Source organism: Priestia sp. TSO9, assembly GCF_021029645.1.
Classification (GTDB): domain Bacteria; phylum Bacillota; class Bacilli; order Bacillales; family Bacillaceae_H; genus Priestia; species Priestia megaterium_E.
This window is the reverse complement of record NZ_JAJEKD010000015.1, coordinates 925,369-949,354: the sequence shown is the minus strand read 5'-3', so window position 1 is coordinate 949,354 and position 23,986 is coordinate 925,369. Positions and strand designations below refer to the sequence as shown.

Annotated in this window: 24 protein-coding genes, 1 pseudogene and 1 other annotated feature; of the genes and pseudogenes, 18 read left to right on the top strand and 7 right to left on the bottom strand. The window is 39.3% G+C overall.

From position 1 onward, the window contains the following. Window positions 1-208: 208 nt before the first annotated feature. Entirely contained in the window at window positions 209-607 is a 399-nt protein-coding gene (locus LJC66_RS20135; RefSeq protein WP_230933431.1) for a GNAT family N-acetyltransferase, read from the bottom strand. Between the two features lie 112 nt (window positions 608-719). Here LJC66_RS20135 and pdxR point away from each other — a divergent pair, with 112 nt between their 5' ends. Together pdxR and LJC66_RS20125 are read left to right on the top strand one after the other, a co-directional pair. Further along, window positions 720-2,123 carry a MocR-like pyridoxine biosynthesis transcription factor PdxR gene (gene pdxR, locus LJC66_RS20130; RefSeq protein WP_230933430.1) on the top strand — a complete coding sequence of 468 codons (1,404 nt, stop codon included), beginning with the start codon at window positions 720-722 and terminating at the stop codon, window positions 2,121-2,123. 28 nt (window positions 2,124-2,151) lie between these two features. After that, a complete protein-coding gene (locus LJC66_RS20125) occupies window positions 2,152-2,661 on the top strand; it encodes a hypothetical protein (RefSeq protein ID WP_230933429.1) in 510 nt (169 codons plus the stop codon). Window positions 2,662-2,721: 60 nt separating this feature from the next. On the opposite strand, the gene LJC66_RS20120 is transcribed toward LJC66_RS20125, so the two are convergent. Next, a complete protein-coding gene (locus tag LJC66_RS20120) occupies window positions 2,722-3,441 on the bottom strand; it encodes a poly-gamma-glutamate hydrolase family protein (RefSeq protein ID WP_230933428.1) in 720 nt (239 codons plus the stop codon). Window positions 3,442-3,484: 43 nt separating this feature from the next. Beyond that, the gene (locus tag LJC66_RS20115) at window positions 3,485-4,294 is read right to left on the bottom strand and encodes a class I SAM-dependent methyltransferase (RefSeq protein ID WP_028410953.1); all 810 of its coding nucleotides are present in this window, start codon (window positions 4,292-4,294) and stop codon (window positions 3,485-3,487) included. A 104-nt stretch (window positions 4,295-4,398) separates the two neighbouring features. Here LJC66_RS20115 and LJC66_RS20110 point away from each other — a divergent pair, with 104 nt between their 5' ends. The 4 genes and pseudogenes from LJC66_RS20110 (at window position 4,399) to LJC66_RS20100 (ending at window position 6,648) form a co-directional block, all read left to right on the top strand. Further along, entirely contained in the window at window positions 4,399-5,061 is a 663-nt protein-coding gene (locus tag LJC66_RS20110) for an MgtC/SapB family protein (RefSeq protein WP_230933427.1), read from the top strand. Window positions 5,062-5,191: 130 nt separating this feature from the next. Further along, window positions 5,192-5,389, top strand: a pseudogene (locus LJC66_RS28055) (hypothetical protein); the annotation flags it as partial. A gap of 50 nt (window positions 5,390-5,439) precedes the next feature. Beyond that, a complete protein-coding gene (locus LJC66_RS20105) occupies window positions 5,440-6,081 on the top strand; it encodes an NAD(P)-dependent oxidoreductase (RefSeq protein WP_230933426.1) in 642 nt (213 codons plus the stop codon). A 72-nt stretch (window positions 6,082-6,153) separates the two neighbouring features. Then, on the top strand, window positions 6,154-6,648 hold the full coding sequence (locus tag LJC66_RS20100) for a GNAT family N-acetyltransferase (protein ID WP_230933425.1): 495 nt from the start codon (window positions 6,154-6,156) through the stop codon (window positions 6,646-6,648). Window positions 6,649-6,669: 21 nt separating this feature from the next. Here the strand turns inward: LJC66_RS20100 and LJC66_RS20095 are convergent, their stop codons facing one another. Beyond that, window positions 6,670-7,419, bottom strand: a complete 750-nt coding sequence (locus tag LJC66_RS20095) for a sulfite exporter TauE/SafE family protein (protein WP_230933424.1) — start codon at window positions 7,417-7,419, stop codon at window positions 6,670-6,672. A 155-nt stretch (window positions 7,420-7,574) separates the two neighbouring features. Here LJC66_RS20095 and LJC66_RS20090 point away from each other — a divergent pair, with 155 nt between their 5' ends. The 4 genes from LJC66_RS20090 to LJC66_RS20075 all read left to right on the top strand — a co-directional run bounded on the left by LJC66_RS20090 (window position 7,575) and on the right by LJC66_RS20075 (window position 11,156). Further along, window positions 7,575-8,474, top strand: a complete 900-nt coding sequence (locus LJC66_RS20090) for a LysR family transcriptional regulator (protein ID WP_230933423.1) — start codon at window positions 7,575-7,577, stop codon at window positions 8,472-8,474. Beyond that, window positions 8,471-9,109, top strand: coding sequence for a hypothetical protein (locus tag LJC66_RS20085; RefSeq protein ID WP_230933422.1), 639 nt, complete (start codon window positions 8,471-8,473; stop codon window positions 9,107-9,109). Before LJC66_RS20090 ends, LJC66_RS20085 begins: the two co-directional genes overlap by 4 nt. Before the next feature lie 121 nt (window positions 9,110-9,230). Then, window positions 9,231-9,797 carry a TetR/AcrR family transcriptional regulator gene (locus LJC66_RS20080; protein WP_028410959.1) on the top strand — a complete coding sequence of 189 codons (567 nt, stop codon included), beginning with the start codon at window positions 9,231-9,233 and terminating at the stop codon, window positions 9,795-9,797. 132 nt (window positions 9,798-9,929) lie between these two features. Next, window positions 9,930-11,156, top strand: a complete 1,227-nt coding sequence (locus tag LJC66_RS20075) for a DUF819 family protein (RefSeq protein WP_230933421.1) — start codon at window positions 9,930-9,932, stop codon at window positions 11,154-11,156. 42 nt (window positions 11,157-11,198) lie between these two features. On the opposite strand, the gene LJC66_RS20070 is transcribed toward LJC66_RS20075, so the two are convergent. Beyond that, window positions 11,199-12,569 carry an amino acid permease gene (locus LJC66_RS20070; protein WP_230933420.1) on the bottom strand — a complete coding sequence of 457 codons (1,371 nt, stop codon included), beginning with the start codon at window positions 12,567-12,569 and terminating at the stop codon, window positions 11,199-11,201. Between the two features lie 67 nt (window positions 12,570-12,636). After that, window positions 12,637-12,868 (bottom strand) — a binding site (T-box leader). A 238-nt stretch (window positions 12,869-13,106) separates the two neighbouring features. Here LJC66_RS20070 and LJC66_RS20065 point away from each other — a divergent pair. The 7 genes from LJC66_RS20065 (at window position 13,107) to LJC66_RS20035 (ending at window position 20,471) form a co-directional block, all read left to right on the top strand. Next, entirely contained in the window at window positions 13,107-13,991 is an 885-nt protein-coding gene (locus tag LJC66_RS20065; protein ID WP_374199235.1) for a DUF4405 domain-containing protein, read from the top strand. A 124-nt stretch (window positions 13,992-14,115) separates the two neighbouring features. Next, window positions 14,116-14,301 carry a Fur-regulated basic protein FbpA gene (locus tag LJC66_RS20060; protein WP_013058636.1) on the top strand — a complete coding sequence of 62 codons (186 nt, stop codon included), beginning with the start codon at window positions 14,116-14,118 and terminating at the stop codon, window positions 14,299-14,301. 200 nt (window positions 14,302-14,501) lie between these two features. Continuing rightward, window positions 14,502-15,629 (top strand): NADH-dependent flavin oxidoreductase, encoded by a 1,128-nt coding sequence (locus LJC66_RS20055; RefSeq protein ID WP_230933418.1) that lies wholly within the window; start codon window positions 14,502-14,504, stop codon window positions 15,627-15,629. A gap of 152 nt (window positions 15,630-15,781) precedes the next feature. Then, the gene (locus LJC66_RS20050) at window positions 15,782-16,681 is read left to right on the top strand and encodes a DMT family transporter (protein ID WP_195696102.1); all 900 of its coding nucleotides are present in this window, start codon (window positions 15,782-15,784) and stop codon (window positions 16,679-16,681) included. A gap of 51 nt (window positions 16,682-16,732) precedes the next feature. Then, window positions 16,733-17,086, top strand: a complete 354-nt coding sequence (locus LJC66_RS20045) for a cupin domain-containing protein (protein WP_230933417.1) — start codon at window positions 16,733-16,735, stop codon at window positions 17,084-17,086. Window positions 17,087-17,493: 407 nt separating this feature from the next. Continuing rightward, window positions 17,494-19,416 carry a lipoteichoic acid synthase gene (gene ltaS / locus LJC66_RS20040; protein ID WP_230933416.1) on the top strand — a complete coding sequence of 641 codons (1,923 nt, stop codon included), beginning with the start codon at window positions 17,494-17,496 and terminating at the stop codon, window positions 19,414-19,416. A gap of 86 nt (window positions 19,417-19,502) precedes the next feature. Beyond that, on the top strand, window positions 19,503-20,471 hold the full coding sequence (locus LJC66_RS20035; RefSeq protein ID WP_230933735.1) for an LCP family protein: 969 nt from the start codon (window positions 19,503-19,505) through the stop codon (window positions 20,469-20,471). 34 nt (window positions 20,472-20,505) lie between these two features. Here the strand turns inward: LJC66_RS20035 and LJC66_RS20030 are convergent, their stop codons facing one another. Beyond that, complete coding sequence (locus LJC66_RS20030; RefSeq protein ID WP_195696105.1) at window positions 20,506-21,087, bottom strand: YitT family protein; 582 nt, start codon at window positions 21,085-21,087, stop codon at window positions 20,506-20,508. A gap of 200 nt (window positions 21,088-21,287) precedes the next feature. On the opposite strand from LJC66_RS20030, the gene LJC66_RS20025 reads away from it, so the two are divergent. Further along, entirely contained in the window at window positions 21,288-21,785 is a 498-nt protein-coding gene (locus LJC66_RS20025; protein ID WP_057234052.1) for a GNAT family N-acetyltransferase, read from the top strand. Between the two features lie 43 nt (window positions 21,786-21,828). Here the strand turns inward: LJC66_RS20025 and LJC66_RS20020 are convergent, their stop codons facing one another. Further along, window positions 21,829-23,871 carry a catalase gene (locus tag LJC66_RS20020; RefSeq protein ID WP_230933415.1) on the bottom strand — a complete coding sequence of 681 codons (2,043 nt, stop codon included), beginning with the start codon at window positions 23,869-23,871 and terminating at the stop codon, window positions 21,829-21,831. Window positions 23,872-23,986 lie beyond the last annotated feature (115 nt).

Genomic DNA, 23,986 nt, shown 5'->3' with positions numbered 1-23,986 from the left:
ATAGAAAAAGCCAGGCGCTGTGCTTCCTGACTTTGAATATATGTATAGTTATGTTAATGGATTAAGGAAAGAGATACCTCTAAATTCTAAGAGTTGGATGAGAAGGAAGAAGTATCATAGCCTTAATCTTTGAATATTGTACCATCATATTGAAAAGATGTAAAATAATAATAGTTTAGTAGGGCAGGAAGTTTTTTGTCTTTTTTATCTATCGAATTCTCTCAATTTTAAACCCATTATCAATTTGATGAAATCCGACTTTTGGATAGTAGTTCATAGCAGAAGGAGCGGAAAGTAAAATCAGCGCGGTTTCTTCGCCGATTTCTGATTGAACGTGTTTGATTAGCTGTGTACCGATTCCTTGCTTTTGATAATCTTTTACAACAGCTAAATCCGATAAATAGCAGCAGTAGCTAAAATCTGTTAACGCTCTGGCTATGCCAATGAGTTCGCTGTCGTTCCAAGCGGTAATGGTAAGAGAAGCATGATCGAGCATTCTTTGAATGCGATCAAGATCTTGTGCAGGACGTTTAATACCGGAATGTATAAATACTTCAGCAGCTTGTTCCGCACGGATTAAGACGTTAGTTTTATAAGTGATAGTCATTGCGTCATCTCCTTAATTTATAAGATATAGTCCAGTATATGAAGAAACTGAACTGAGAGTAAGTGTCAGAAACAGCGAATTTAATAGTATCAGTTAGAAAGGAAAGAACACTATGTTAGAGCTAATGCCTTTGCTTGATAAAAGAAAAGCAGATCCCTTGTACATGCAGCTTTATATCTACATAAAAAAACAAATTCAAAAAGGTACCATTCCGCCTCATGAAAAATTGCCTTCTAAACGAAAGTTAGCTCTTCATTTAAGCATTAGCCAAAATACGGTTGAAGCAGCTTATGTACAGTTAGAAGCAGAGGGATATATCGAGATACTAGCTAGAAAAGGAGCATTTGTAAAAGAGATAAAAAATGAAGTTGTGCTTCAAAAACAGCCTCCCGCCTATGTCTCTTTACCGCAAGAAGAACGGAAATCGACTGCTATTGATTTTAGCCACGGAAAGATAGATGTGGAAAAATTTCCGTATAATACGTGGAAAAAGCTAACGGTGCAAGCTATTTATCATGATGAAAGCCAGCTTTTTTACAGCGGACATCCACAGGGCGAACTGCTTCTTCGCCAAGAAATTGCGTCGTACCTTTACCACTCAAGAGGAGTGCGCTGCACAGCGGAGCAAATTGTGATAGGTGCAGGTACACAGTACCTCATGTGGCTGCTTTCTGTCATTCTAGGAAAAGAAAAGATAATTGGGTTCGAAAACCCAGGTTTTCACCGAACAAGGCACGTTTTTCAAGAACAAGGTATGTCGGTGCTCCCTATTTCTCTTGATGATTCTGGCTTGCAAGTCAAGGAACTGAAAGAAAGCGGAGCGGATGCGGTGTACATTACGCCGTCTCATCAATTTCCCATTGGTATGGTCATGCCGATAGCAAGAAGACTTGAACTACTAGAGTGGGCGGCAAAAACGAATGGCTATATTATAGAAGATGACTATGACGGAGAATTTCGCTACAAAGGAAAACCGATTCCGGCGCTTCAAGGATTAGATCAAGACGATCGCGTTATTTATACGGGGACGTTTTCAAAATCGTTGATGCCTTCTCTTCGAATAAGCTATGCCGTGCTGCCACACCAGCTTTTTACAAGATATGTGAAGCACTGTGGACTGTTTAAACAGCCTGTTTCAAGACTTCATCAGCATACGCTTTTTCTTTTTATGAAAGAAGGACACTGGGAACGTCACTTAAATAAAATGAGAACAGCATACCGCAAAAAACAAGCGCTGCTGCTAGATTGCTTGACTACTATTATGGGAGAAAGTGTAGATATTGTTGGAGAACATTCTGGCTTACATATTCTTCTTAAGGTAAAAAACGGAATGAGTGAACAGAAACTAATTGAAGCAGCTGCCGAGCAAGGGGTAACGATTTATCCAACGTCTATTTATTATCATAGTGCCGATGAAAACAAGACGCCCTATGTATTGCTTGGATTTGCGGGATTGTCTGATGAAGAAATAAAAACAGGTGTAAACCTGCTGTTTAAAGCTTGGTTTGAACGGTAGGATTGAGAGATATGCTGGGGGGATTTCTATGAAAGTAAAGCGGAAATTGTTTGGTTTATGGACAGGAGAGCTTACGGCAGCTATACTGTTTGCTGCGCTGTGGGTAGGGTACTTAAATGAGTTTTCTCATCTAAGTTTTTATTTAACAACATTTTCTAGTGTGTATGCTTTTATCATACTTGAGTTTATCTTGTTTCAAGGAAGCTTGTACTGGTTTATGAAATGGAAGCGAGTGAGGCGAAAAGAAGATTCTCATTTGCCCTCTAGCTACATTCAATTGTTTCTGCTTTTTAAAAAAATGAATAAAATTCTTCTTGTGTTAGGTGTAGGTGTACTCATTTATCACTGTGTGCAGTTAGGGATTAAGGGGCTTGCTTTTTTTCTGGGCCTTTACGCGTTTGCTTGGCTTGAATATATTAACTACTATGTGATTAGGCTTTCCTATCAAAGTCCAAGTGAAATCAAGGAGTTTTTTGAGCAGAAAAGATTTAAACGGTCTATTTTAGCAAGAGAAATAGATAAGAACCAGCGCGTTTGATTATACAGACTGCGCTGGCTTTTTTGTCTGGAAATCAAGGAACAGGCAAGAGTTGATAAGTTAGTGAACTTGAAAGTAAAGGAAAGTTTGATAGGAAGAAGATGCTTCTTGTAAGGAAGTGATAAATGTATGGAAAAGCGGCGTTACATTCATGCGGTTGTTTCTCGACCAGTCATGGTTTGCGAAAAATGATTTTCTTAGTTCGGCCGTCAGTTCAAGCTGTACTCCGGCTCTTAGCAAATTATCATTCACAATATTTTGTTCGCTTGTTCCGGCAATGTCAGAAGGAGCGTCACGGACGGTAAAGCCGTGTTTGCGCAGCGATTGATTCACCAGCTCTTTATAAAGCTGATTTTTTCCGCCTATGTATACGATAGGCTGGCTGCCGCTGTATCCGTGAATCGTCATCACGGACATACTTTGCTGAGCAATTCCTCTAGCAATCGGTTCATCAAAATTTTCTGAGGTTATGTGTAGAACTCCGTTGTTAGTGGACTTGATGCCTTCAAATAAATAATAAGAAGCGGAAAAGCGATCAGCAAGTTCTTTGGCAACTTCTGATGTGCCCGGTTCAATTCCTCCGCCGTGAATGGCCATAATGGATAGGTAGCTAAAGCGCTGTTCGTAGCGAATATCGTAGTCTTGATGGAGAATCTCGTGCTGTTGCAGTTCTGCATAGGAAGAGTAAGAGTCACCGCTTGCATAAGAGGGAAGGGGAATCAAAAAGCAGTACATCAAACATAGCAAAGTGCTCGTACTCCATTTGAATAAACGGTTCATCAATAATCACCTCTATTTATCCTATGATAGGTAGAGGTGATTATTAGTATTTCCGTCCGATATAGAGTAAATGAGAAGAAAGTCCAAGGTGATAAGAACTTGATGCTTGTTGGATAAGCAGTTGAACGATGCTGTCCATTTCTTCAGGAGACTTTTCTTTCCAGTAAGTCCATTCCTCAGAATTAACGGACGAAGCAACGTTAGAGGCAATCAGCTCAATGCATTGAAATCCATGCTTCTTTAAAAAAGGAATAATATCCTCAATATTAGCATAATAAGCGTGAGTAAACCGGCCTTCTTCGGCATGATTAAAGCAGCCTGATTCATAAAAATCATGAAGCGCTTTTGCCGTGTTGTTTGGTTTTAAACGCTCCGGGGATGTTAAAGAAGAAATGACGTGCTGGACGCGCGGCATAAACGAAATAAAGACAGTTCCGCCTGGCTTTGTGACTCGATACAGCTCTCGTACAGCTTGAATGCGATCTTGTTTCTTCTGCAAATGATACATTGGTCCAAGCATTAGTGCCGCATGAAATTGGTCATCCAGGCAACATTGAAGGTTCCGAGCATCTGCCACGTGAAAATCACGAAATGCATTGTATACTTGCCGTTCTAAAGCCTTTTCCTTAGCTGTTTGAACTAAATGAGGCGTCAAATCAGTTAGAGTTACTTCGTAGCCGTTTTCTGCTAGTTTTAAGGCATATCTTCCAGGTCCAGCACCGTTATCTAAGATATGTCCGCTGGGAGGAAGGTGTTTTTTTATAAAATGCCAGTTTACTTGAAACTCAATAGGCTCCCGTTCTAATCTTCCCCACTCATCAAACCTGCTGTAATAATCGATAACTTTATCCACTTTAATTAGCCTCCACTTCAAAAATTAGTTATAGTAAATTATAACAAAAATAGGAATAGTTAATAGGTTCGTTTATAAAAAAGTGAAGAGAAAGGAGGGGGGAAATGACCGCAGCTTTTATTAGTCGTCTCGCGCTATCAGGTTTGTTAGGAGCTTTGGTTGGTTTAGAAAGAGAGTTTAGAGCAAAAGAAGCGGGTTTTCGCACTCATTTTTTAGTTGCTGTCGGTAGTACGCTCATTATGTTAATTTCGAAATACGGCTTTTCAGATGTGCTTCATCAAGATCATATGGCTCTTGATCCGAGCCGAGTTGCCGCACAAGTAGTAAGCGGTATTGGTTTTTTAGGAGCAGGTATGATTATTATTCAAAAGCAGCATGTTAGAGGGCTCACAACAGCCGCAGGCGTATGGGCAACGTCGGGAATTGGTTTAACCATTGGGGCGGGTATGTATACAGTCGGCATTAGCGCAACTATATTAGTGCTGATTGGCTTAGAAATATTGAACGTGATGTTTACATCTCTTTCTACTCATTCTCTTTTAATTAAGTTTCGTGCAGCGAATCAAGAGGATATTTATGAGCTCCTTGATAAGATTGAAAGGGAAAATATTATGATTTCATCCTATGAAATTCAGCAGGATCATCATCAAGGGGAACTGCTTTATTTCGTTGAAATAAAAGGAAAGGCAAAAAAGAAAGGGAATAAAGTAGAATTGATTAAATCCATTCACTCTATGGCTCATGTATTATTTATTGAAATTGAATAAGCACTTATTTATTTTTTCAAAAGAAACTGGAAGAAACATATTTTAGTTGAAGGAAGAGCAGGGCCGAACGATGAATGGAGGACGTAGATTTCGTGTATGTAGGTGCTTCTAGCGGTTGATTGGAGGGTAAGGCGAAGACTCCTGCGGGAAAAGCGGAACAGGTGAGACCCCGCAGGAGCGTAAGCGACGAGGAGGCTCAGCGGCCGCCCGCGGAAAGCGAAACCCTGCACGGAAATCAACCGCGGTGTTAAAAGTAATCCATACTAACTCATTTATCCAATTTGTTCTCTCTATCTTGCTTAAACCGTTTTGCTGTGTTTTATCATAGCAAAAAAAGGCTATTACCTAAATATAGAGAATTTTACTGGAGGTTATAAAATGAAAATTGGAGTCGTAGGTGCTACAGGAAAAGCAGGAAGTTTTATCGTGAAAGAAGCTTTAAATCGAGGACATGATGTAACGGCAATCGTACGTGATGCGAGCAAAGTAGATGAACGAGATGTTCGTACACTGGAAAAAGACATCTTTGATATCACAGCAAAAGATATCGAAGGCTTGGATGCAGTAGTGAATGCATTTGGAGCTCCTGAAGGAAAAGAACATCTGCATGTAGAAGCGGGACAGTCGTTAATTCGTGTATTTAAACATGCTCCGGACGTTCGTCTTCTTGTTGTAGGAGGAGCAGGCAGTTTGTTTGTTGATGAGGAGAAAACGACGCGTCTAGCAGATATGCCTGATTTTCCAAAAGAGTATAAAGCGACAGCTGACAATCAAGCTCAAAATTTAAAAGACTTAGAAAGTACAAGCGATATTAATTGGACGTTTATTAGCCCGGCAGCATTTTTTAATCCTTCAGGAAAACGAACGGATGCTTATAAAACTGGAAAAGATCATGTTATTTTAAACTCAGAAGGAAACAGCCATGTCAGCTATGCTGATTACGCCATTGCAGTCATTGATGAAATTGAGCGAGGAGAGCATATAAACGAACGCTTTACCGTTGTATCCGACGCTAGATAAAGGAAAAGCCGCTTTATGCGGCTTTTTTTGTGAGTGATATACTATGAAAAAAGAAAAGGAGTACAGCAGAAAATGAAGAATACAAAAAACGTAGCGCTAGCTTGTTATAGTGAATCCTACGACTCGTCTATACATAGCTATACGCTGCCTGAAGAGCAGCTCATTTATACGGCACTTCCCGCTGAAGCCTTAGCTAAGTGTGAGCAGGAAAGAGACAGAACGCCCGTTTTGATTTTGGCAGAAAACAAACTAGTCGGCTTTTTCGTGCTCGACGCAGGGGAAGCCGTTAAAGAATATACTAAAAGATCCGGCGCGCTTTTAATACGGTCGTATTCCATTCATCCTGATTATCAAGGAAAGGGAGTTGGCAAAAAGTCATTGAAACTTCTTCCTTCTTTTATCAACCATCACTTTCCGACTAAAAATGAAGTGGTGCTAGGCGTGAACTATAAAAACACGGCCGCGCAGCAGCTGTACAAAAGAAGCGGCTTTATCAACACAGGCCGGCATATCTTTGGAAGCCAAGGAAAGCAGTTTGTTTATCAGATGGACATAAAAAAAGCTTGAACCAAAGTTCAAGCTTTTTTCTTATATAACAAGTAGGAAGCTAGAGCAAATAGGCAGCGCTACAAGGGACGTTTTTAATACGGGAGCAGGGACGCGATTTGTAAACTTTGCTCCAATATATGAACCGACCATTGTGCCGACTACTACTTGGATCAACAGTGGAATATCTAAAAAGCCCTGCTGATAATAGCCCATTCCTCCGCCGATGGCAATCGGAATAATAACGAGCATTGTCGTTCCGGCTGACTGACGAATAGACAAGCCTAACACCATCATAAGGCCAAGCTGGATAAATGGAGTTGATCCAATTCCGAACATTCCTGATAGAGCGCCGGTAATTAAGCCAATTAGTAAAGAGTAGACGACAAATTTAGCTCCTGTTGGCACAGTACGTTCTTTTTGCTGACGGGAAAATAAAAACATTCGCACCCAAAGTAAAACACCAGATAATAAAAGCATACCGGCTGTTAGCCATTTTAGCTCGCCTTCTGGAATAAAGGATGAAAGGTTAGACCCAATCCAAGCGCCTAATGCACCGAGGATACCAACAGAGATACCGGATTTTAAAGATACGTTACCTTCGCGGTAATGACTGACTGCGCCAGATAAAGAAGAGAAAATCATTGCGGTAAGAGCCGTTGCGAGTGCAACGTGTACAGATACGCCGTACAGCAGCGTTAAAATCGAAATAATAAAACCTGATCCGCCTGCTCCGACAAATCCTAAGATCAGTCCGACGGCTAACATTGTTAAAACAATTGAAACATCCATAAACTAATTCCTTCTTTCAACACTTATTCTATGCAGACACATAACATTTTTAGAAAGTGCTACGTTCTTCATTTAAACATGAATTTTTTATGACGTCCAATGTATAATTTATATGAAATTGATAGTATTATGTAATAAGTAAAGGATGTGAAAAAATGGAATGGCAGCAGCTCGAATATTTTAATGTTGTAGCTCAAACGCAACATTTCACAAAGGCCGCAGAAAAATTATCAATCGCACAGCCTACGCTCAGCCGCTCAATTTCTAAATTAGAATCAGAGCTTGGCGTGCCGCTATTTGAAAGAAAAGGAAGGCAAGTTATTTTAAATCGATACGGACGGCTTTTTTACGAACGAACGGCTAAAGTATTAAACGAAATGGAAGAAGCTAAACGTGAGCTTTCAGATTTGATTCACCCTCACCGCGGCAGTATTTCGTTTGCTTTTTTAAAATCATTAGGCGCTTCGTCCGTTCCAAAACTAGTTCATGCTTTTTTACAAGAGTATCCAAACGTTCAATTTCAAATTTTTGAGAACGCCACGAACATCATGCTCGATCAGCTTCAAACGGGGGAAATTGATTTTTGTATGTCTTCTGTAACGGAATCTAGGGCAGGAATTCAGTGGGAATATTTATGGAAAGACGAGCTGTACGCGTATGTCCCTGATACGCATTCTTTTGCTTCAAGACAAGTGCTTTCGATTTCAGAGTTGGCTCATGAATCGTTTATCGCGTTAAAAAAAGGATATGGAAGCCGAACAATTTTTGATCAGCTGTTTGAAGAGGCCGAGATTGTTCCAAATATTACGTTTGAAGGAGAAGAATTTTTAACGGTGCTTGGTTTTGTAGCGGCTCATTTAGGGTTTGCCTTGCTTCCTGAAATAAAGGGAGTAGACTTGCGAGGCATTAAGAAAATAAAGCTCAAAGAAGACACAGCTTCAAGGGTAATTGGGATTGCGTGGAACAAGGATAAATATTTAACTCCTGTTGCAAAAAAGTTCCAGGAATTTTTAATTCAGTATTTCAAAGACCATCATACGGGAGGAAAACGATGAAGAAAATTGCTTGCCTGCACGCTCATCATTCGAACATCTCTTATATAGAAAAAGCGCTGCCGTTTGCGAACTGTATGCATTTCGTAGACCCAGGCCTTGTACATCGGGTAACAACCGACCCTAAGTTTGCAGCGGAGTCAGCAGCTGCAGAAGTAGAGAAGCAGTTAAAGTGGATGGAAGAATGTTCAACGGATGCCATTTTACTTACGTGTACGAACTACATTGCTCTTTTACCAGAAGCATTTACAAGCGATGTTCCAATTATTAAAATCGATGAGCCTTATTTTCACCGAATATGTGAAATAGAAGAACCGCAGCTTATCGTGTTTACAAATCCGGAAACCGTAGAAGGAACAATGAAGCGTCTAGACGAATTTGTATTTTATCAAAATGTAAAGATAAATGTTCGCCCTGTTGTGATAGAAGGTGCTTTTGAACTAGTAATGACTGGAAACCTAGAGAAGTATAAACAGAAGGTGAAACATGTCTTACATGAGCTAATAAAAGAGCATAATACTGCTGTTTCAGTAGCGCAGCTCTCGATGGTAGAAGCGGCGGCGGAGGTAAGCGACCGTATTATTACGCCTCTTCAACCGTTAGCGGAAGAAATAAGAAAAACAATTATTAGGTCATAAGGAATGAAAGAAAGAAAAAATAAATGGTAAAATATTCACTTTATTTTGACAAAAATTTCATTTCCTTATATGATAAGTAGTGTTATAGAAACCACTTATTATATAGGGGAGGCATCGTTTTGTGAAGAAAGCAAATGCGCGCGATAAGATTTTAGAAACAGCATCGCGGCTTTTTCAGCTGCAAGGCTATCATGCAACAGGATTAAATCAAATTATTAAAGAGAGTGGGTCGCCAAAAGGGTCTCTTTATTATTATTTTCCAAAAGGGAAAGAAGAACTGGCGATTCACGCTGTTCAATATACGAATAAATACGTCCAAATCCAAATTAAAGAAAGTTTAAATAAATCTTCTGACGCAGCGCAGGCTATTCAGTATTTTATTGAAGAATTGTCCAAGCAGTTTGAACACGAAGAAAGTATTGCTGGTATGCCTGTTGGACTGCTGGCTGGAGAAACGGCGCTTATTAATGAACCGCTGCGAGAAGTCTGCTACGCAGCGTTTCAAGATTGGGAAAAACTTTTTAGAGAAAAAATGATAGAGAGCGGATTTCAAGAGAAGCAGGCAGGAGAGCTCGCGGTTGTGATTAACTGTATGATCGAAGGAGGAATCTTGCGTTCGTTAACAGAGAAAACAAGCGCTCCTTTGCAGCAGATTCAGCAGCAGATTCCGGTTCTGATTCGCAAATAAAAAAAAAGCTTTTCACTTTTAGAGTGGAAAGCTTTTTTTTATGGATTGACGGAATTTGGCATATATTGATAAAATTTAAAGGTATATTTTCTGAAAATTCTATTTCTTGAAAAAGAAAGAAAGGAGTAGCTCGTGATTTTTACTATTATTCAAGCTGATGATACGTGGGCACTATGGGGAATTCTAGCGATTTGGGCTTCTGTTAGTATTTTTCTCGAACAAAAGTATAAGTGGGCTTCTTTTCTGTCAGGAGCTATTATTGCGCTAGCAGGAGCGCTTATCCTATCAAATTTAAAAATTATTCCAACAGAGTCTCCGGTCTATGATGCGGTTTGGGCGTATCTAGTACCGCTTGCCATTCCATTATTGTTATTTCAAGTCAATATGAAAGAATTATTTCAAGAAAGCCGGAAACTGCTTTTTATTTTCTTAATCTGTGCAGTAGGAACGGTCATAGGGAGCACAGCAGGCTTCTTGTTATTAAAAGATTATATTCCTGAACTAGCAAAAATTGCAGCTGCTATCGGCGCTTCTTATGTAGGCGGAGGGGTTAACTTTGCTACCGTTACGGCTAAATTTGAACCATCAAGTCAAATGGTTTCGGCGACGGTAGTTGCTGATAATATGGTTATGGCTTTGCTGTTTGCCGTGTATATGTTTGTTCCTTCTATGAAGTTTTTTAGAAAACATTTTAAGACGCCTCATATTCAAGAAGTAGAGGCTGGGCAATATGGAGAAAATGATCGTCATACGCTTGCAGAAAAATATTGGGCAAAAAAAGAAATTTCGTTAAAAGACGTGGCGGCTTCAATTGGTACATCATTTTTTCTAGTGGTTGCATCGTTTAAATTAGCCGAATGGTTTGGAACAATCATTCCAACCGGTCCAAATGTTTCGGTAATTCAAACATTATTACATACTATTTTGAGCGAAAAATACTTATTGCTTTCCACACTTACGTTTCTTGTCATTTATCTGTTTCCTTCTTATTTTAAAAACATTAGCGGAAGCCAAGAAATCGGCACGTACTTCATTTATATTTTCTTTGTTGTCATTGGAGTACCGGCGTCTATTCCATTAATTGTTGAAAAAGCACCTCTTTTAATTCTATTTGTGCTCATTGTGGGAATGAGTAATTTAATAGTGGGACTTATTCTAGGAAAAGTATTTAAAATTGATTTAGAACATATTTTACTAGCGAGCAATGCAACGGTAGGAGGGCCTACGACAGCAAGCGCAATGGCGATTGCTAAAGGATGGGGAAGTTTGGTTGGTCCTATCTTGGTAGTAGGAACGCTTGGCTATATTATTGGCAACTATATCGGCTTTGCACTTGGCTATTGGTACTTAACATTTTAAATAAAAAAGCGCCTCCTCTGATGACTCGGAGGAGGCGTTTTTTTATTTAGCATGCTTGACTGCTGAAGATTGATAAAAGCGACCTTTAAAGATATACGTAGCTGTAATAAATAAATAGATAGCTAGTGTAATAGTCGTAATGACAACGGATGTTGTGCAGATAACACCAATTAAAATAGCGCTTAGCGCAATTAGGGCAGTCCACGTCGTATAAGGAAACCATTTAACAGAGTAGCTGCTCGATGCTTCTGGCTGAACTTTGCGGGACTTTAAGTGTGCGATCGCAATAATCAACCAAATAAATAACACGGTATATCCTAAGGAGCCCATCAAATAATCAAATGTTTTACTTCCTGCAAATAAGGAAATCAACACGCCCACATAAAGGGATGATGTACACATTAAGATTGCATAGACAGGAACTTTGTTAACAGAAAGTTTCGAAAATACCTTCGGCACTCGACCGTCTACTGCTTGCGTATACAAAATACGTGATGAACCGTAAAGTCCTGAGTTCATTGAAGAAATAACGGCTAACAAGATCACGGCATTCATAATATGATCTGCTCCAGGAATTCCAATCATTTTAAATACCATCACAAAAGGGCTTTGAGAAACGCCGTTCACTTCATTCCAAGGAATCAAGCTCACGATGATAAAAAATGGGAACAGATAAAAAGCAATGATGCGCGTTAATGTGCTGCGCACGGCTTTTGGTACTACTTTTTCAGGGTTTTTTGTTTCAGCTAGCGTTACCCCGATTATTTCAGTTCCACCGTAAGAGTAGATGACAACTAGCATCGCTGTAATTAACCCAGTTGGTCCTTTTGGAAAGAAACCGCCGTGATTGCTCAAGTTCGAAAAGCCCGCTGCGGTATGGTGACCAAATGATACAAATAGTAACAGAAGTCCAGCAATGATAAAGATCACAATGACCGTAATTTTAATTAATGCTAACCAGTATTCCGTTTCAGCAAATGCTTTAACCGAAAGCAAGTTAATAACTGTGACAATAACGGATACGCCTAGAGCAAGCATCCAAATTGGATAATCAGGAAGCCAGTACTGAATAAAAATAGCTGCTACAACGGCTTCAGCTGCAATGTTTAACACCCACATTTTCCAGTAAATCCAGTCTAAAAAATAAGCGGGGTAGCTTCCTAAAATCGACTGAACTAAATCACGAAACGTTCGTGCATCACTGTTTCGAACCGCCATTTCAGCAAGACCTTGCATAATGAATAGTAAAATAATTCCGCCAATTAAATAAGCAATGATAACTGATGGTCCTGCCATATCAATAGCTGAGCTGCTTCCTTTAAATAAACCAGCGCCAATTGCTCCACCTAGCGCCATCATCATAATGTGACGTGAAGTCATTGTTCGCTGCAAACCTTGGTTGTCCTTCTTCATGACTTTTCCCTCCACTTTTTTATAAAATAAAAAAAGCTTATCGTCTCCTACCTCATTATCAAATGAGAGAAGAGACGATAAGCTTTAGCTAACCGCGGTACCACTCTTGTTGGCTCTTAAAGAACCCTGCTTAAAACCTGATAACGAAGGTTAGACGTTAAAACTTAGAGAATACTTCTGCATTCTTTCTGATTTACCACTCCTGGGCGAGTTCAAAGTATTATTGGACTACGTTGCACCAACCCGTAGCTCTCTTGACCGAATAATAAGCTTCTACTACTCCCAATCGCTGTGTTTTTGATTGAAATCTGAAAGTTCTTGATGAATAACCATTACTATACGTGCTTCCTTTTTCTTTGTCAACAGCTATTTTTGAAAAAGTGAAAATGATTGAACTCTGTTTTTTATAGAACTCAAGACTGGTTATTTTGGTAAAAAAATCAGTCATTTCACCTAATTTTCACCAACTCTGCTTACATTAAGAAATATGAAAAAGAGGTTGTTTTGACAAATACATAGGTGAGGAGAATGAATAGAGTGAAAAAGATGATGTACGTCCGGTTTGGACTGGATCTTTTAATGGCCGTTACGTTTGTTTTATTTTTTAACAAACAAGTATTGGGAGGGTTAACGTTTCATGAAATTGCGGGGTTGGCGATTGCCGTCGCCTTTTTTACCCACGTGCTACTAAACTGGCAGTGGGTAAAGAAAGTTACGGTTAAATTATTTGATCGTAAGCTTCCGCGCAGAACAAAGTTCGGTTATTTTTTAAATATCATGCTGTTGATTACGATGTCATTTATTATGATTAGCGGTATTTTTATTTCAAGAGTAGTATTTCCAAATATTAATGTTGGGAACGAACAGTGGTTTAAGGTTTCGCATATTTCGGTATCATTCTTAGTGTTAATTTTAGTAGCCGCTCACATAGGTCTTCATTGGCAATGGGTTATAAATGTATGCAAAAATATGACGAAATTCAAAAAATCAAAGAAAAGCTTGAGCATAGCAGCTAAGCTCGCAACCGTTGCACTGTTAGTCGTTGGCATATACGAAATAAATGAGACTGATTTTCTTGGAAAGCTTGGAGGAGTAGCGAGAGTGCTGAATTTAAGTTCCTCAGATATGCCACAAAAAAGCGGTGGGAAGCCGGATTTTGATCGCCGTTCATTTAGCGAGAACAAATCTCCAGCGACGGCATCTGCTGGTCACGAACGTCCGAACTTTGATCACGATGGCGAAGGTTTGGAAAGAGGGATGAAAGGAAAAGAAGGCGGTTTTGAAAGTCCGAATCCTTTTGTTGTAATCGGTACTTATTTTGCTATTATGTCGGTTTTTATTATCATTATTTATTATATTGAAAAAATATTAACAAGAGTAAAAAGACGCAAAAAAATGGCTGGTCTGGCTGCAGGAATTTAAAATAAAAAAGCTTTCTATTTCACTGTTTTTTCATCGTACAGAAGTAAAATCATTTATGTAAAAGCGAATTATGTAAAAGCGAATGCTTTGCAAAATTAAAATGAGATAAACTTAGGTGGTGGAAATCGTGAAACAACACACACAGCCTGAAACGGAACATAAGAAAAATTGGTTTATTAATGCGCTATTGAATTTTGGTATTTATAAAAAAGGAAATCGGCATCTATACGAACTGACACTTCAAGAGTTAGAAGCTCAATATGTAAAAGTAAAAGCATTTATGTATAATCAGGAACCTCTTTCGCAATGATAAAAAGGCACTCAGTCTATGAGTGCTTTTTTATATGAGAAAGTCTTATTCTTTGACAGGAAAAACTGTACAGATTAAAATCACAGTATATTTTAAAGTTACAGTTTTAAATGGCACATATTAATATTATAGGAAGGAAAATAGTTTCTACCTATAATATGCCACTATTTTTGACCGTATCATTTTTGGAGGGAAATAAAATGACAAATAAAAAGTATGAGCCGCTTCTACAGCCATTTACTTTTTCAAATGGCATTAAATTAGATAACCGCGTTATTCTTGCGCCTATGACAAATTTTTCATCAAATGAAGATGGAACAGTATCAAATGCAGAAGTAGACTACTATGTACGACGTTCAAAAGGTGTTAGCATGGTCATTACAGCATGTACATACGGAACGCCGAACGGCAAAGGATTTCACGGAGAGTTTGCTGCAGACAGCGATGAAATGATTCCTAGCCTGCGCCGCTTAGCAACAGCCATTAAAAATCAAGGAGCAAAAGCCGTTCTTCAAATTTTCCACGGAGGCCGCATGTGTCCGCCTGAGCTTGTTCCAAATGGAGAGGTTGTTAGCGCAAGTGCTGTTGCTGCAGAACAAGAAGGAGCACCGGTGCCTCGAGAGTTAACAAATGAAGAAATCGAAGGCATTATTCATGATTTTGGTGAGATGACGCGCCGTGCCATTGAAGCAGGATTTGACGGGGTTGAAATCCACGGAGCAAATAACTATTTAATTCAGCAGTTCTTTTCTCCGCATTCTAATCGCCGCGAAGATAAATGGGGAGGCAGCGTAGAAAAACGATTAACATTCCCGCTAGCAATTGTAGACGAAGTAAAGCAAGCCGTTTCTAAACATGCAAAAGAGTCATTTTTAGTAGGTTATCGCTTCTCACCAGAAGAGCCTGAAACGCCTGGAATTACAATGGCTGATACATTGAAGTTAGTTGATGCACTAGCAGAAAAAGACCTTGATTACCTTCACGTATCGCTAATAGAATTCTGGTCAAAACCGCGCCGAGGCGTGGAAGATACTCGTTCACGTATTGAGATTATTCAAGAGCGCGTAGGAAGCCGCGTGCCTGTGATGGGCGTAGGTTCTATTCATACAGCAGACGAAGCAGCAGCAGCTCTTGAAACCGGCATTCCACTGCTTGCGATTGGCCGTGAATTAATTATGGATCCAGACTGGGTTCAAAAAGTCAAAGAAGGCCGGGAAAATGAAATTGTGACAACATTAAGCAAAAAAGATCAGGAAAAGCTTGTGATTCCTGACCCGCTGTGGCAAGCCGTTATTAACACACCAGGCTGGTTCCCGGTTGAAGATTAAAAGAAAGACAGAAAAGCGCAAAGACGATGGGACTGACTCCATGTCTTTGCGCTTTTTTGCTTTTTTATGGAACAGAGCTTTTGAACCATTAATTTACAAATGGGCTTCTTTATGTTTGAATAATAATAGTTTTCTGAAAGTGAGGTAGAAAAATGAAAGCAGGCCCAACAGTAAAAATGATGGTTTCAATGAGTATTTTTGGTTCAATTGGCTTTTTCTCCACACAAACTGGACTGCCTTCTTTTGATTTAGTATTTGTTCGCTGTATTTGTGCAACGCTTTTTCTCGGAATGTGCTGGTTTGTAACGGGTGAATATAAAAGAGAAAAATGGAATGCCAAAGAAATAAAGCAGATTTTACTGTGCGGGATATTCCTTGTATTTAACTGGGTGTTTCTATTTAAAGCATTTGAAATGATGTCCGTTACGGTAGCTATTTCTATTTATCATCTTGCACCCGTTTTAGTATTGCTTCTGGGGAGCTTTATGTTTAAGGAGAAATTAACGGTTCTTGGCGTTATGTCTATCATCATTTGTTTTGCAGGAACACTTCTGATTATTGGGGTGAAGGAACTTACGATTGATGGCTTCATGTCGTCGGGAATACTGTGGGCGCTTTTAGCCGCTTTGTTTTATGCATGCACGACGCTGCTTGGCAAAGGAATTATTCATACGAGTGCTTACGCTGTTACATTTCTTCAGACTTTTTTAGGGATTTTTTTATTATTGCCATTTGTTCATTTCAGTGATTTTCATTTCCTAACAACGGCCAACTGGACAGCTATTTTAGTAACGGGCTTTGTACATACTGGCTTAGTGTATTATTTGTTTTTCGATAGCCTGCGCTACTTAAAAACTCAAGTGATTTCAGTTCTGGTATTTTTAGATCCGGCCGTTGCTATTTTATTAGATACAGCATTCACGGGATTTCGCCCGACGCTTTTTCAGCTGGCAGGCATTGTTTTGATCTTTTTAGGAATGCTTTTTACTTTGAAGCCAAAACCTTCATCTAAAAAAAGTATTTCCAATAGCAAGATTAAAAAGATCACATAGAATTTCTATTTTAACTGCAGGTGTTCATTTATTAAAAAAGGGGAGCTAGTCATGAAAGTCAGTAAGCAAAACGCAGAACACTACGTGTGGGGAGGAAGATGCGATGGGTGGCACCTAGTGAAAAATAAAGACGTAAGTATTATTCATGAGCGCATGCCCCCTCATACAAAAGAGGTAAGGCATTATCATACGAGAGCACAGCAATTTTTCTTTGTGCTAAAAGGAACAGCTGCTCTAGAAGTAGACGGAATTATTTATGATGTAAAAGCACATGAAGGAATAGAAGTGCTTCCATCCATTCCTCATCAAATGATGAATCGTTTGAGTGAAGAGATTGAGTTTCTTGTTATTTCACAGCCCTTTGCACAAGGAGACCGCATAGCTGTTGATGAAGATAAAGACTAAGCATAGATCAGTCTATTTTTACTAGTCCTAACAGTAAGCGAAGCATACCGTCCAGTACAATAGTACCTTTTCATTCAGTAAGTGAAATATTATGCCTAATAAAATAAAAATACTTTTATTGCAGAGCAGAAATGTGGTAAATTAATATGTATGCAATATAGGGAGAACAAAATTTACAAATTAACAATTGTGTAATATTAACATCAAGATAAAAAAATAAGAGATTACAAGTTAAAGTGTAAATTTTGTAGATGACTAAAAAAAGAGATGAAGATGATATTGTTTGACAAATTGAATCATTTTCAGGTAATCTTTTGCAGGACGTAACCGTTACGATTTAATGTAGGGGATTTTCCTGAGGTTAGCTGAACATGAAATCTCTACTTTTTAGTGAAAGGAATTTGAAAATGAAAAAACTATTTTCAAAGCCGTTGTTTTACTTTTTTATAGCGGTTTTATTCATGTGGATCAAGTCTTACATGTCTTACAAAGTGGAGTTCAACTTAGATATAAGTGACTCAATGCAAAAAACGTTATTGTTTATTAATCCAATTAGTTCAACTTTGATCTTTTTAGGGTTAGCATTGTTTGCAAGAGGGAAAAGAGCCATCGTTTGGACGCTTATCCTTAGTACAATCATGACGGTCATTTTGTACAGCAATATTTTATATTATCGATTCTTCAATGACTTTGTGACATTGCCTACTTTAACGCAAACAAGCAATGTGGGTCATTTAGGAGGCAGTATCGCTGATTTAGTAAAAGCTCACGATATTTTTTACTTTGTAGATATTATTTTACTGATTGCGCTATTGTTTGTTAGAAAAATCGAATGGCCAAAAGCACGCCTTAAATTCCGCTATACGTTCATGGTATTAGCGGCAGGAGCTATCGCTTTTGCAATTAACCTGCACTATGCTGAAAAAGATCGCCCTGAATTATTAACAAGAACATTTGATCGCAACTACCTAGTGAAATATTTAGGAGCATACAACTACACGGTGTATGATGCAGTTCAAACGTTTAAAAACTCAAAGCAGCGAGCATTCGCAAGCAGTGATGACTTAACAACAGTGAAAAACTTCAGTACAAGTCACTATGCAGCTCCAAATATTGAGTATGCCGGTAAAGCAAAAGGAAAAAACATTATTAAAATTCATCTAGAATCATTTCAGTCATTCCTGATTAACTACAGGTTAAACGGGCAAGAAGTAACGCCGTTTTTAAACTCATTAGCAAATGGAAATGAATTTATGTATTTTGATAACTTCTTCCATCAAACAGGACAAGGTAAAACAGCTGATGCAGAGCTTATGATGGATACGTCATTATACGGCTTGCCTCAAGGATCAGCATTTAGCTTAAAAGGCCGCAATACTTACCAAGCAGCACCAGCGATCTTAGATCAAGAGGGCGGCTATACAAGTGCCGTTTTACACGGAGACTATAAAACGTTCTGGAACCGTAATGAAATTTATAAACAGTTCGGTGTGGATAAATTTTTTGACGCAAGTTATTACAATATGACTGGTGATAACAAAGTAAACTATGGATTAAAAGATAAGCCATTCTTCAAAGAATCTATGCCAATGCTACAGTCATTGAAGCAGCCTTTCTATGCGCATATGATTACATTAACAAACCATTTCCCATTTGTCCTTGATAAAGGCGATGCTAGCATTGAGCCGGCAAACACAGGAGATGGAACGGTAGACCGTTATTTCCAAACGGCTCGTTATTTGGATGAATCACTGCAAGAATTCTTTACGGAGCTAAAAGCTTCAGGCTTATATGACAACTCAGTTATTATGATTTACGGTGACCACTACGGTATTTCTGAAAATCATAACAAAGCAATGGAAAAAGTTCTTGGCGAGAAAATTACGCCATATAAAAACGCTCAGCTTCAACGCGTACCGTTCTTCCTTCATGTACCAGGTGTAAAAGGTGGAGTGAACCATACGTACGGCGGTGAAATTGACGTAGTACCTACGCTTCTTCACTTAGTGGGAATTGATAGTAAAGAGTATGTTCAATTCGGTACAGATTTATTATCAAAAGACCATGATCAGGTAGTAGCATTTAGAAACGGTGACTATGTTTCTCCGAAATACACGTCAATTGACGGCAAGTATTACGATACAAACACGGGAGAAAGAATCACAGCAACAGACGAAGCGAAAGCTTATAAAAAGAAAGTTGGAAGAGAGCTAGAACTTTCTGATAAAGTGTTATACGGTGATTTATTACGATTTAATAAATTAGATGACTTTAAACCGGTCGATCCATCAAAATACATGTATGGAAAAGACCAGGAAACAGAAAAGTAATGTAAGCTTTCACACCATACAATCCAAACAAGCAAGTAGAGGAGCTTTTTAAAAGCTTAGCTACTTGCTTGTTTTATGAGAACTTCATTGAAAAGAAAGCTGGTGACAGAAACGTGGAGCGAACAAGACGCAAAAGAAGAAGAAGAGTTCGATGGGGCAGAGTGTTCTTTGCTTTGTTGTTTCTTTTTATTATCGTTGGAGGCATATACAGCTATTTCCAATATAAGCAAGGGCTATCGATGGCAAGCGATGGTAAATTTGCGGATGACGGCACGACATTTGAACAGTTTCAAGGCAGTCTCCCAAATAACGGAGAAGTAAATATGCTGCTGTTAGGAAGTGACTCGCGCGGGGAAAAGCATTCTCGTACAGATTCTATTTTAATTGCTCACTACGATTCTAAAAGCAAACACCCGAAAATTGTTTCCCTTATGAGGGATATGTACGTGGATATTCCAGGACACGGCAAGCAAAAGCTGAATGCTGCTTACGCGTTCGGAGGTCCTGAGCTGCTGCGTAAAACAATCAAACAAAATTTTGATATCGATATTAACTATTATGCAGTTGTGGACTTCGAAGGGTTTTCAAAAATTGTAGATACGATTGCACCTGATGGCATTGAAGTAACCGTGCCTCACGACATGTCTTCGGGAATTGGTATGACGCTTCACAAAGGTACCCAAGTTTTACACGGTGAACAACTGCTTGGCTACGTACGTTTTCGCCATGATAACATGAGTGATTTTGGACGCGTTCAACGGCAGCAAGAAGTCGTTTTAAAGCTTAAAGATGAAGTAGCAAGCCTAAACAGCGTGTTTAAAATACCGAAGCTTCTCGGCGTAATGGATCCTTACATCGATACAAATTTAGATACAAAAAGCATGATGCTTCTAGCTAAAGATGTGGTAACAGGAAAGATGAAAGATGTTCAAAGCCTGCGACTGCCGTTAGACGGATCGTTTGAAAACAAAACGTATAGCGGTGTTGGTATGGTGCTTGATATTGATTTAGATAAAAATAAAGAAGCGCTGCAAGAATTCTTAAATGACAAATAAAGAAAAGCCTCGAGCATGTCTCGAGGCTTTTTCCTTACACATAGACGATGATGCGCTTGAATGACGTAATGATACTGGTCACTATACCGGAGCATACAACAATAAATAATGAATAAATAGCTGTATCGTTTTGAAGCAGTAAAATACCTGAAATAATAATAGATGCGTCAATCACTAAAATGATGATGCCGGGGTTTAAAGATAACCATTTCGCAAGTATCAGAGAAAATAAGTCGACCCCACCTTGACTTGCGTGCTGCCGGAGCATGATGCCGGTTCCGATTCCGTTAAAAACACCTCCAAGGCAAGCGCTTAAGATAATGGGAAGGTGAAAAATCCCGTGAAGCGGAAACAGCAAATCAATCATAACGGCTGAGAGAACCATGCCATAGATAGCATTTAAAAAATAAGAACGGTTAAAACCTAGGGCGAGAAGATAAATCGGCAAGTTTAAGCAAAAAATCATCACGCCTACTTTATAGCCAAGTAAATAATTAAGAATTAAGCTAATTCCCGTAATGCCTCCTGTTACAAGCTGAAGCGGAAGAATAAAAACGTTAATTCCGATACTAACAAACACACTGCCAATTCCAATTGCAATTAATTTTTTATACATGCTGTCTCATCCTTGTCTATGAATCTCTTTATATGTATATGAAGACAAGCAGAGTTTCAGCACAAAGACCGCTTCAGAAATCATAATGAACGGATTAAATATATGCAAAGGAAGCTGTTTTAAGATGCAAATGTGTTGCATAAACATGGTTCACCATAGACAATAAGAACTAACGAAGAAGGTAAATGGAGGAGAAGAAGTTGATCGTTCGAAAAGCTAGAGAAGAAGAAACATTATCCATTGAAACAGTGACGCTTGCTGCTTATGAGCAATATGCAGCTGTAAAATCAGAAGCACACTGGAAAAGATATCGAAAGGGAATTTTACATACCCTGAGTGAAGAAAAGAAATTTGAGTGCATTGTAGCTGAAATTGATGGAGAAATGGCAGGAAGCGTTTTGTTTTATCCGCCGAATACGGACGTATACGGAGGATTGTTAAAGCCGTTTCCATGGGCTGAAATTCGTCTGCTGGCAGTTGCTCCGTCTCATCGCCGAAAAGGAGTCGCGAATGCGCTTCTTGAAGCGTGTGAAAAAAAATCTCGGGAGCTAGGATGTTCTTATTTAGGTTTACATACAGATCATTCAATGGAACATGCCATTAAGCTGTACACTAAAAGAGGTTACGTTCGCTTTCCTGATAACGATTTTTATCCGGTAAAAGATTTGCACGTTATGGCATTTAGAAAATCAGTTTAATAAAAAAAGCCTTTGAAATCATTGATTTCAAAGGCTTTTGTATTTATATAACGTGACGATTCCAGTGGCGGTGAGCTGAAATAGCTTCAATAAATTCATCTGTAAAGCGTGTAGTTTCTCCAGTTACGACACCGGGACTATTATCTAATCCAGCAGCTTTTAGCCACTTAACACCTTCATCCGTCGCGCCAATTGGTTTAAAATGCTCGAATGCTTCTTGAGCAAACGTCAGTGCTTCTTTACGAAACTTTTCATCAGCCGACGAACTTCCGACAACATAAACCGCATCGAATAAGACAGAATCACTTGTTAAGAACGTGTGCTGTACTTCAAGTTCTGACCCATCTGTTCCTTTTACGTTTTGGAGGGTTGTGCTTACAATTTCAGGCTGAATACCCTGTTGTTTTAAACTGTTTAACACCTGTGGTAGGTCACTGCTAAAGTCATCAGCTACAATGACAGCTACTTTACGTGTATTCGGCTTTTTAATCGTCTGTTCCTGACTAAGAGCCGGAGATGACTTGGTCACTGGCGCGTCTTCTCCTGATGGAGGCGTTGCACCAATCGCTTGTGCTACTTGTTTAGCTAGCACTGTACTGACGTTGGCAAACATATCAACGACCTGCTGCTGAACAGATTTGCTTTTCACCTTTCCAAGCTCGAAGCTGAAAGCACTGATAATATGCTCCTTTTCAGGGTCGCTCATGCTATTCCAAAATAGCGTTGCCTGTGAAAAGTGGTCTTTAAAACTTTCGCTTCGACTTCGAACTTTTCTTCCTTCCACTTTTTCTTGATAGTGAGCATAACCGCCCTCTGACTCTGAGACAGGAGCCGGGGTATTGGCTGCAAGAGAGTTTCTGTGATAGCTGACAGGCCCTTTGTTAATCGTTTGACGTCCGTAACCGTCTCGTTGATTGTTATGAAACGGGCACACTGGACGGTTGATCGGAAGTTCATGAAAATTCGGACCGCCAAGACGAATAAGCTGGGTATCCGTGTATGAAAACAATCTTCCTTGTAAGAGAGGGTCATTGGAAAAATCAATTCCCGGTACCACATGCCCCGGATGGAATGCGACTTGTTCCGTTTCGGCAAATACGTTGTCTACATTTCGATTTAAGATCATTTTTCCAACCAATTTGACGGGAATGTCTTCTTCTGGCCAAAGCTTAGTTGGATCGAGAATGTCAAAGTCGAACTTAAATTCATCTTCCTCATCTATGATTTGAATGCCTAGCTCATATTCAGGATAGTCTCCGTTTTCAATCGATTCCCATAAATCGCGGCGATGAAAATCAGGGTCTTTCCCAGAAATTGTTTGAGCCTCGTCCCAAACAAGGGAATGCGTTCCGAGCACAGGCTTCCAGTGGAATTTGACAAAATGAGCTTTTCCTTCTGCATTAACTAAGCGAAAAGTATGTACGCCGAAGCCTTCCATCATACGCAAACTGCGTGGAATTGCACGGTCTGACATTGACCACATGACCATGTGAGCAGACTCTTGGTTATTGGCGACAAAATCCCAAAACGTATCATGTGCTGAAGCCGCCTGCGGCATTTCGTTGTGTGGCTCAGGCTTAACAGCATGAATTAAATCTGGGAATTTGATCGCATCTTGGATAAAGAACACGGGAATGTTATTTCCAACTAAGTCATAGTTTCCTTCTTCTGTATAAAATTTTGTTGCAAAACCACGGGCGTCGCGCACCGTTTCAGCTGAACCTTTAGAACCAGCTACAGTAGAGAAACGGACAAATACAGGTGTTTTTACAGACGGATCCTGTAAAAATTTAGCTTTTGTATATTCACCGAGAGAGTCATACAGTTCAAATTCTCCGTGAGCAGCGAAGCCGCGTGCATGAACGATGCGTTCAGGAATGCGCTCGTGGTCAAAATGCGTCATTTTTTCACGGAAATGAAAGTCTTCCATAAGGGTTGGACCGCGTTCACCTGCTTTTAAAGAAAATTCATCTTCGGAAAGCTTTAACCCTTGATTGGTTGTGAGCGCTTGGTTTCGATCATCTGTTTTAAACTGCTCAAGCTGTTCTTGCTTGCTTTTTTCATTTACAGGGTGCTTTTTTGTCATACATGTCTTCCTCCTTGATTTTCAGTTAATAATCATTACAAAATGTGTACCCTATCAAAAGTTGAAGCAAACAGAAATGTTGGAATTTTTTCGTAGGAAATCCGTTATTTTCTTG

Coding starts and splice junctions, on each gene's coding strand:
- LJC66_RS20135 (WP_230933431.1), bottom strand. CDS start 607: ATGACTATCACTTATAAAACTAACGTCTTAATCCGTGCGGAACAAGCT.
- pdxR (WP_230933430.1), top strand. CDS start 720: ATGTTAGAGCTAATGCCTTTGCTTGATAAAAGAAAAGCAGATCCCTTG.
- LJC66_RS20125 (WP_230933429.1), top strand. CDS start 2,152: ATGAAAGTAAAGCGGAAATTGTTTGGTTTATGGACAGGAGAGCTTACG.
- LJC66_RS20120 (WP_230933428.1), bottom strand. CDS start 3,441: ATGAACCGTTTATTCAAATGGAGTACGAGCACTTTGCTATGTTTGATG.
- LJC66_RS20110 (WP_230933427.1), top strand. CDS start 4,399: ATGACCGCAGCTTTTATTAGTCGTCTCGCGCTATCAGGTTTGTTAGGA.
- LJC66_RS20105 (WP_230933426.1), top strand. CDS start 5,440: ATGAAAATTGGAGTCGTAGGTGCTACAGGAAAAGCAGGAAGTTTTATC.
- LJC66_RS20100 (WP_230933425.1), top strand. CDS start 6,154: ATGAAGAATACAAAAAACGTAGCGCTAGCTTGTTATAGTGAATCCTAC.
- LJC66_RS20095 (WP_230933424.1), bottom strand. CDS start 7,419: ATGGATGTTTCAATTGTTTTAACAATGTTAGCCGTCGGACTGATCTTA.
- LJC66_RS20090 (WP_230933423.1), top strand. CDS start 7,575: ATGGAATGGCAGCAGCTCGAATATTTTAATGTTGTAGCTCAAACGCAA.
- LJC66_RS20085 (WP_230933422.1), top strand. CDS start 8,471: ATGAAGAAAATTGCTTGCCTGCACGCTCATCATTCGAACATCTCTTAT.
- LJC66_RS20070 (WP_230933420.1), bottom strand. CDS start 12,569: ATGAAGAAGGACAACCAAGGTTTGCAGCGAACAATGACTTCACGTCAC.
- LJC66_RS20055 (WP_230933418.1), top strand. CDS start 14,502: ATGACAAATAAAAAGTATGAGCCGCTTCTACAGCCATTTACTTTTTCA.
- LJC66_RS20050 (WP_195696102.1), top strand. CDS start 15,782: ATGAAAGCAGGCCCAACAGTAAAAATGATGGTTTCAATGAGTATTTTT.
- LJC66_RS20045 (WP_230933417.1), top strand. CDS start 16,733: ATGAAAGTCAGTAAGCAAAACGCAGAACACTACGTGTGGGGAGGAAGA.
- ltaS (WP_230933416.1), top strand. CDS start 17,494: ATGAAAAAACTATTTTCAAAGCCGTTGTTTTACTTTTTTATAGCGGTT.
- LJC66_RS20030 (WP_195696105.1), bottom strand. CDS start 21,087: ATGTATAAAAAATTAATTGCAATTGGAATTGGCAGTGTGTTTGTTAGT.
- LJC66_RS20020 (WP_230933415.1), bottom strand. CDS start 23,871: ATGACAAAAAAGCACCCTGTAAATGAAAAAAGCAAGCAAGAACAGCTT.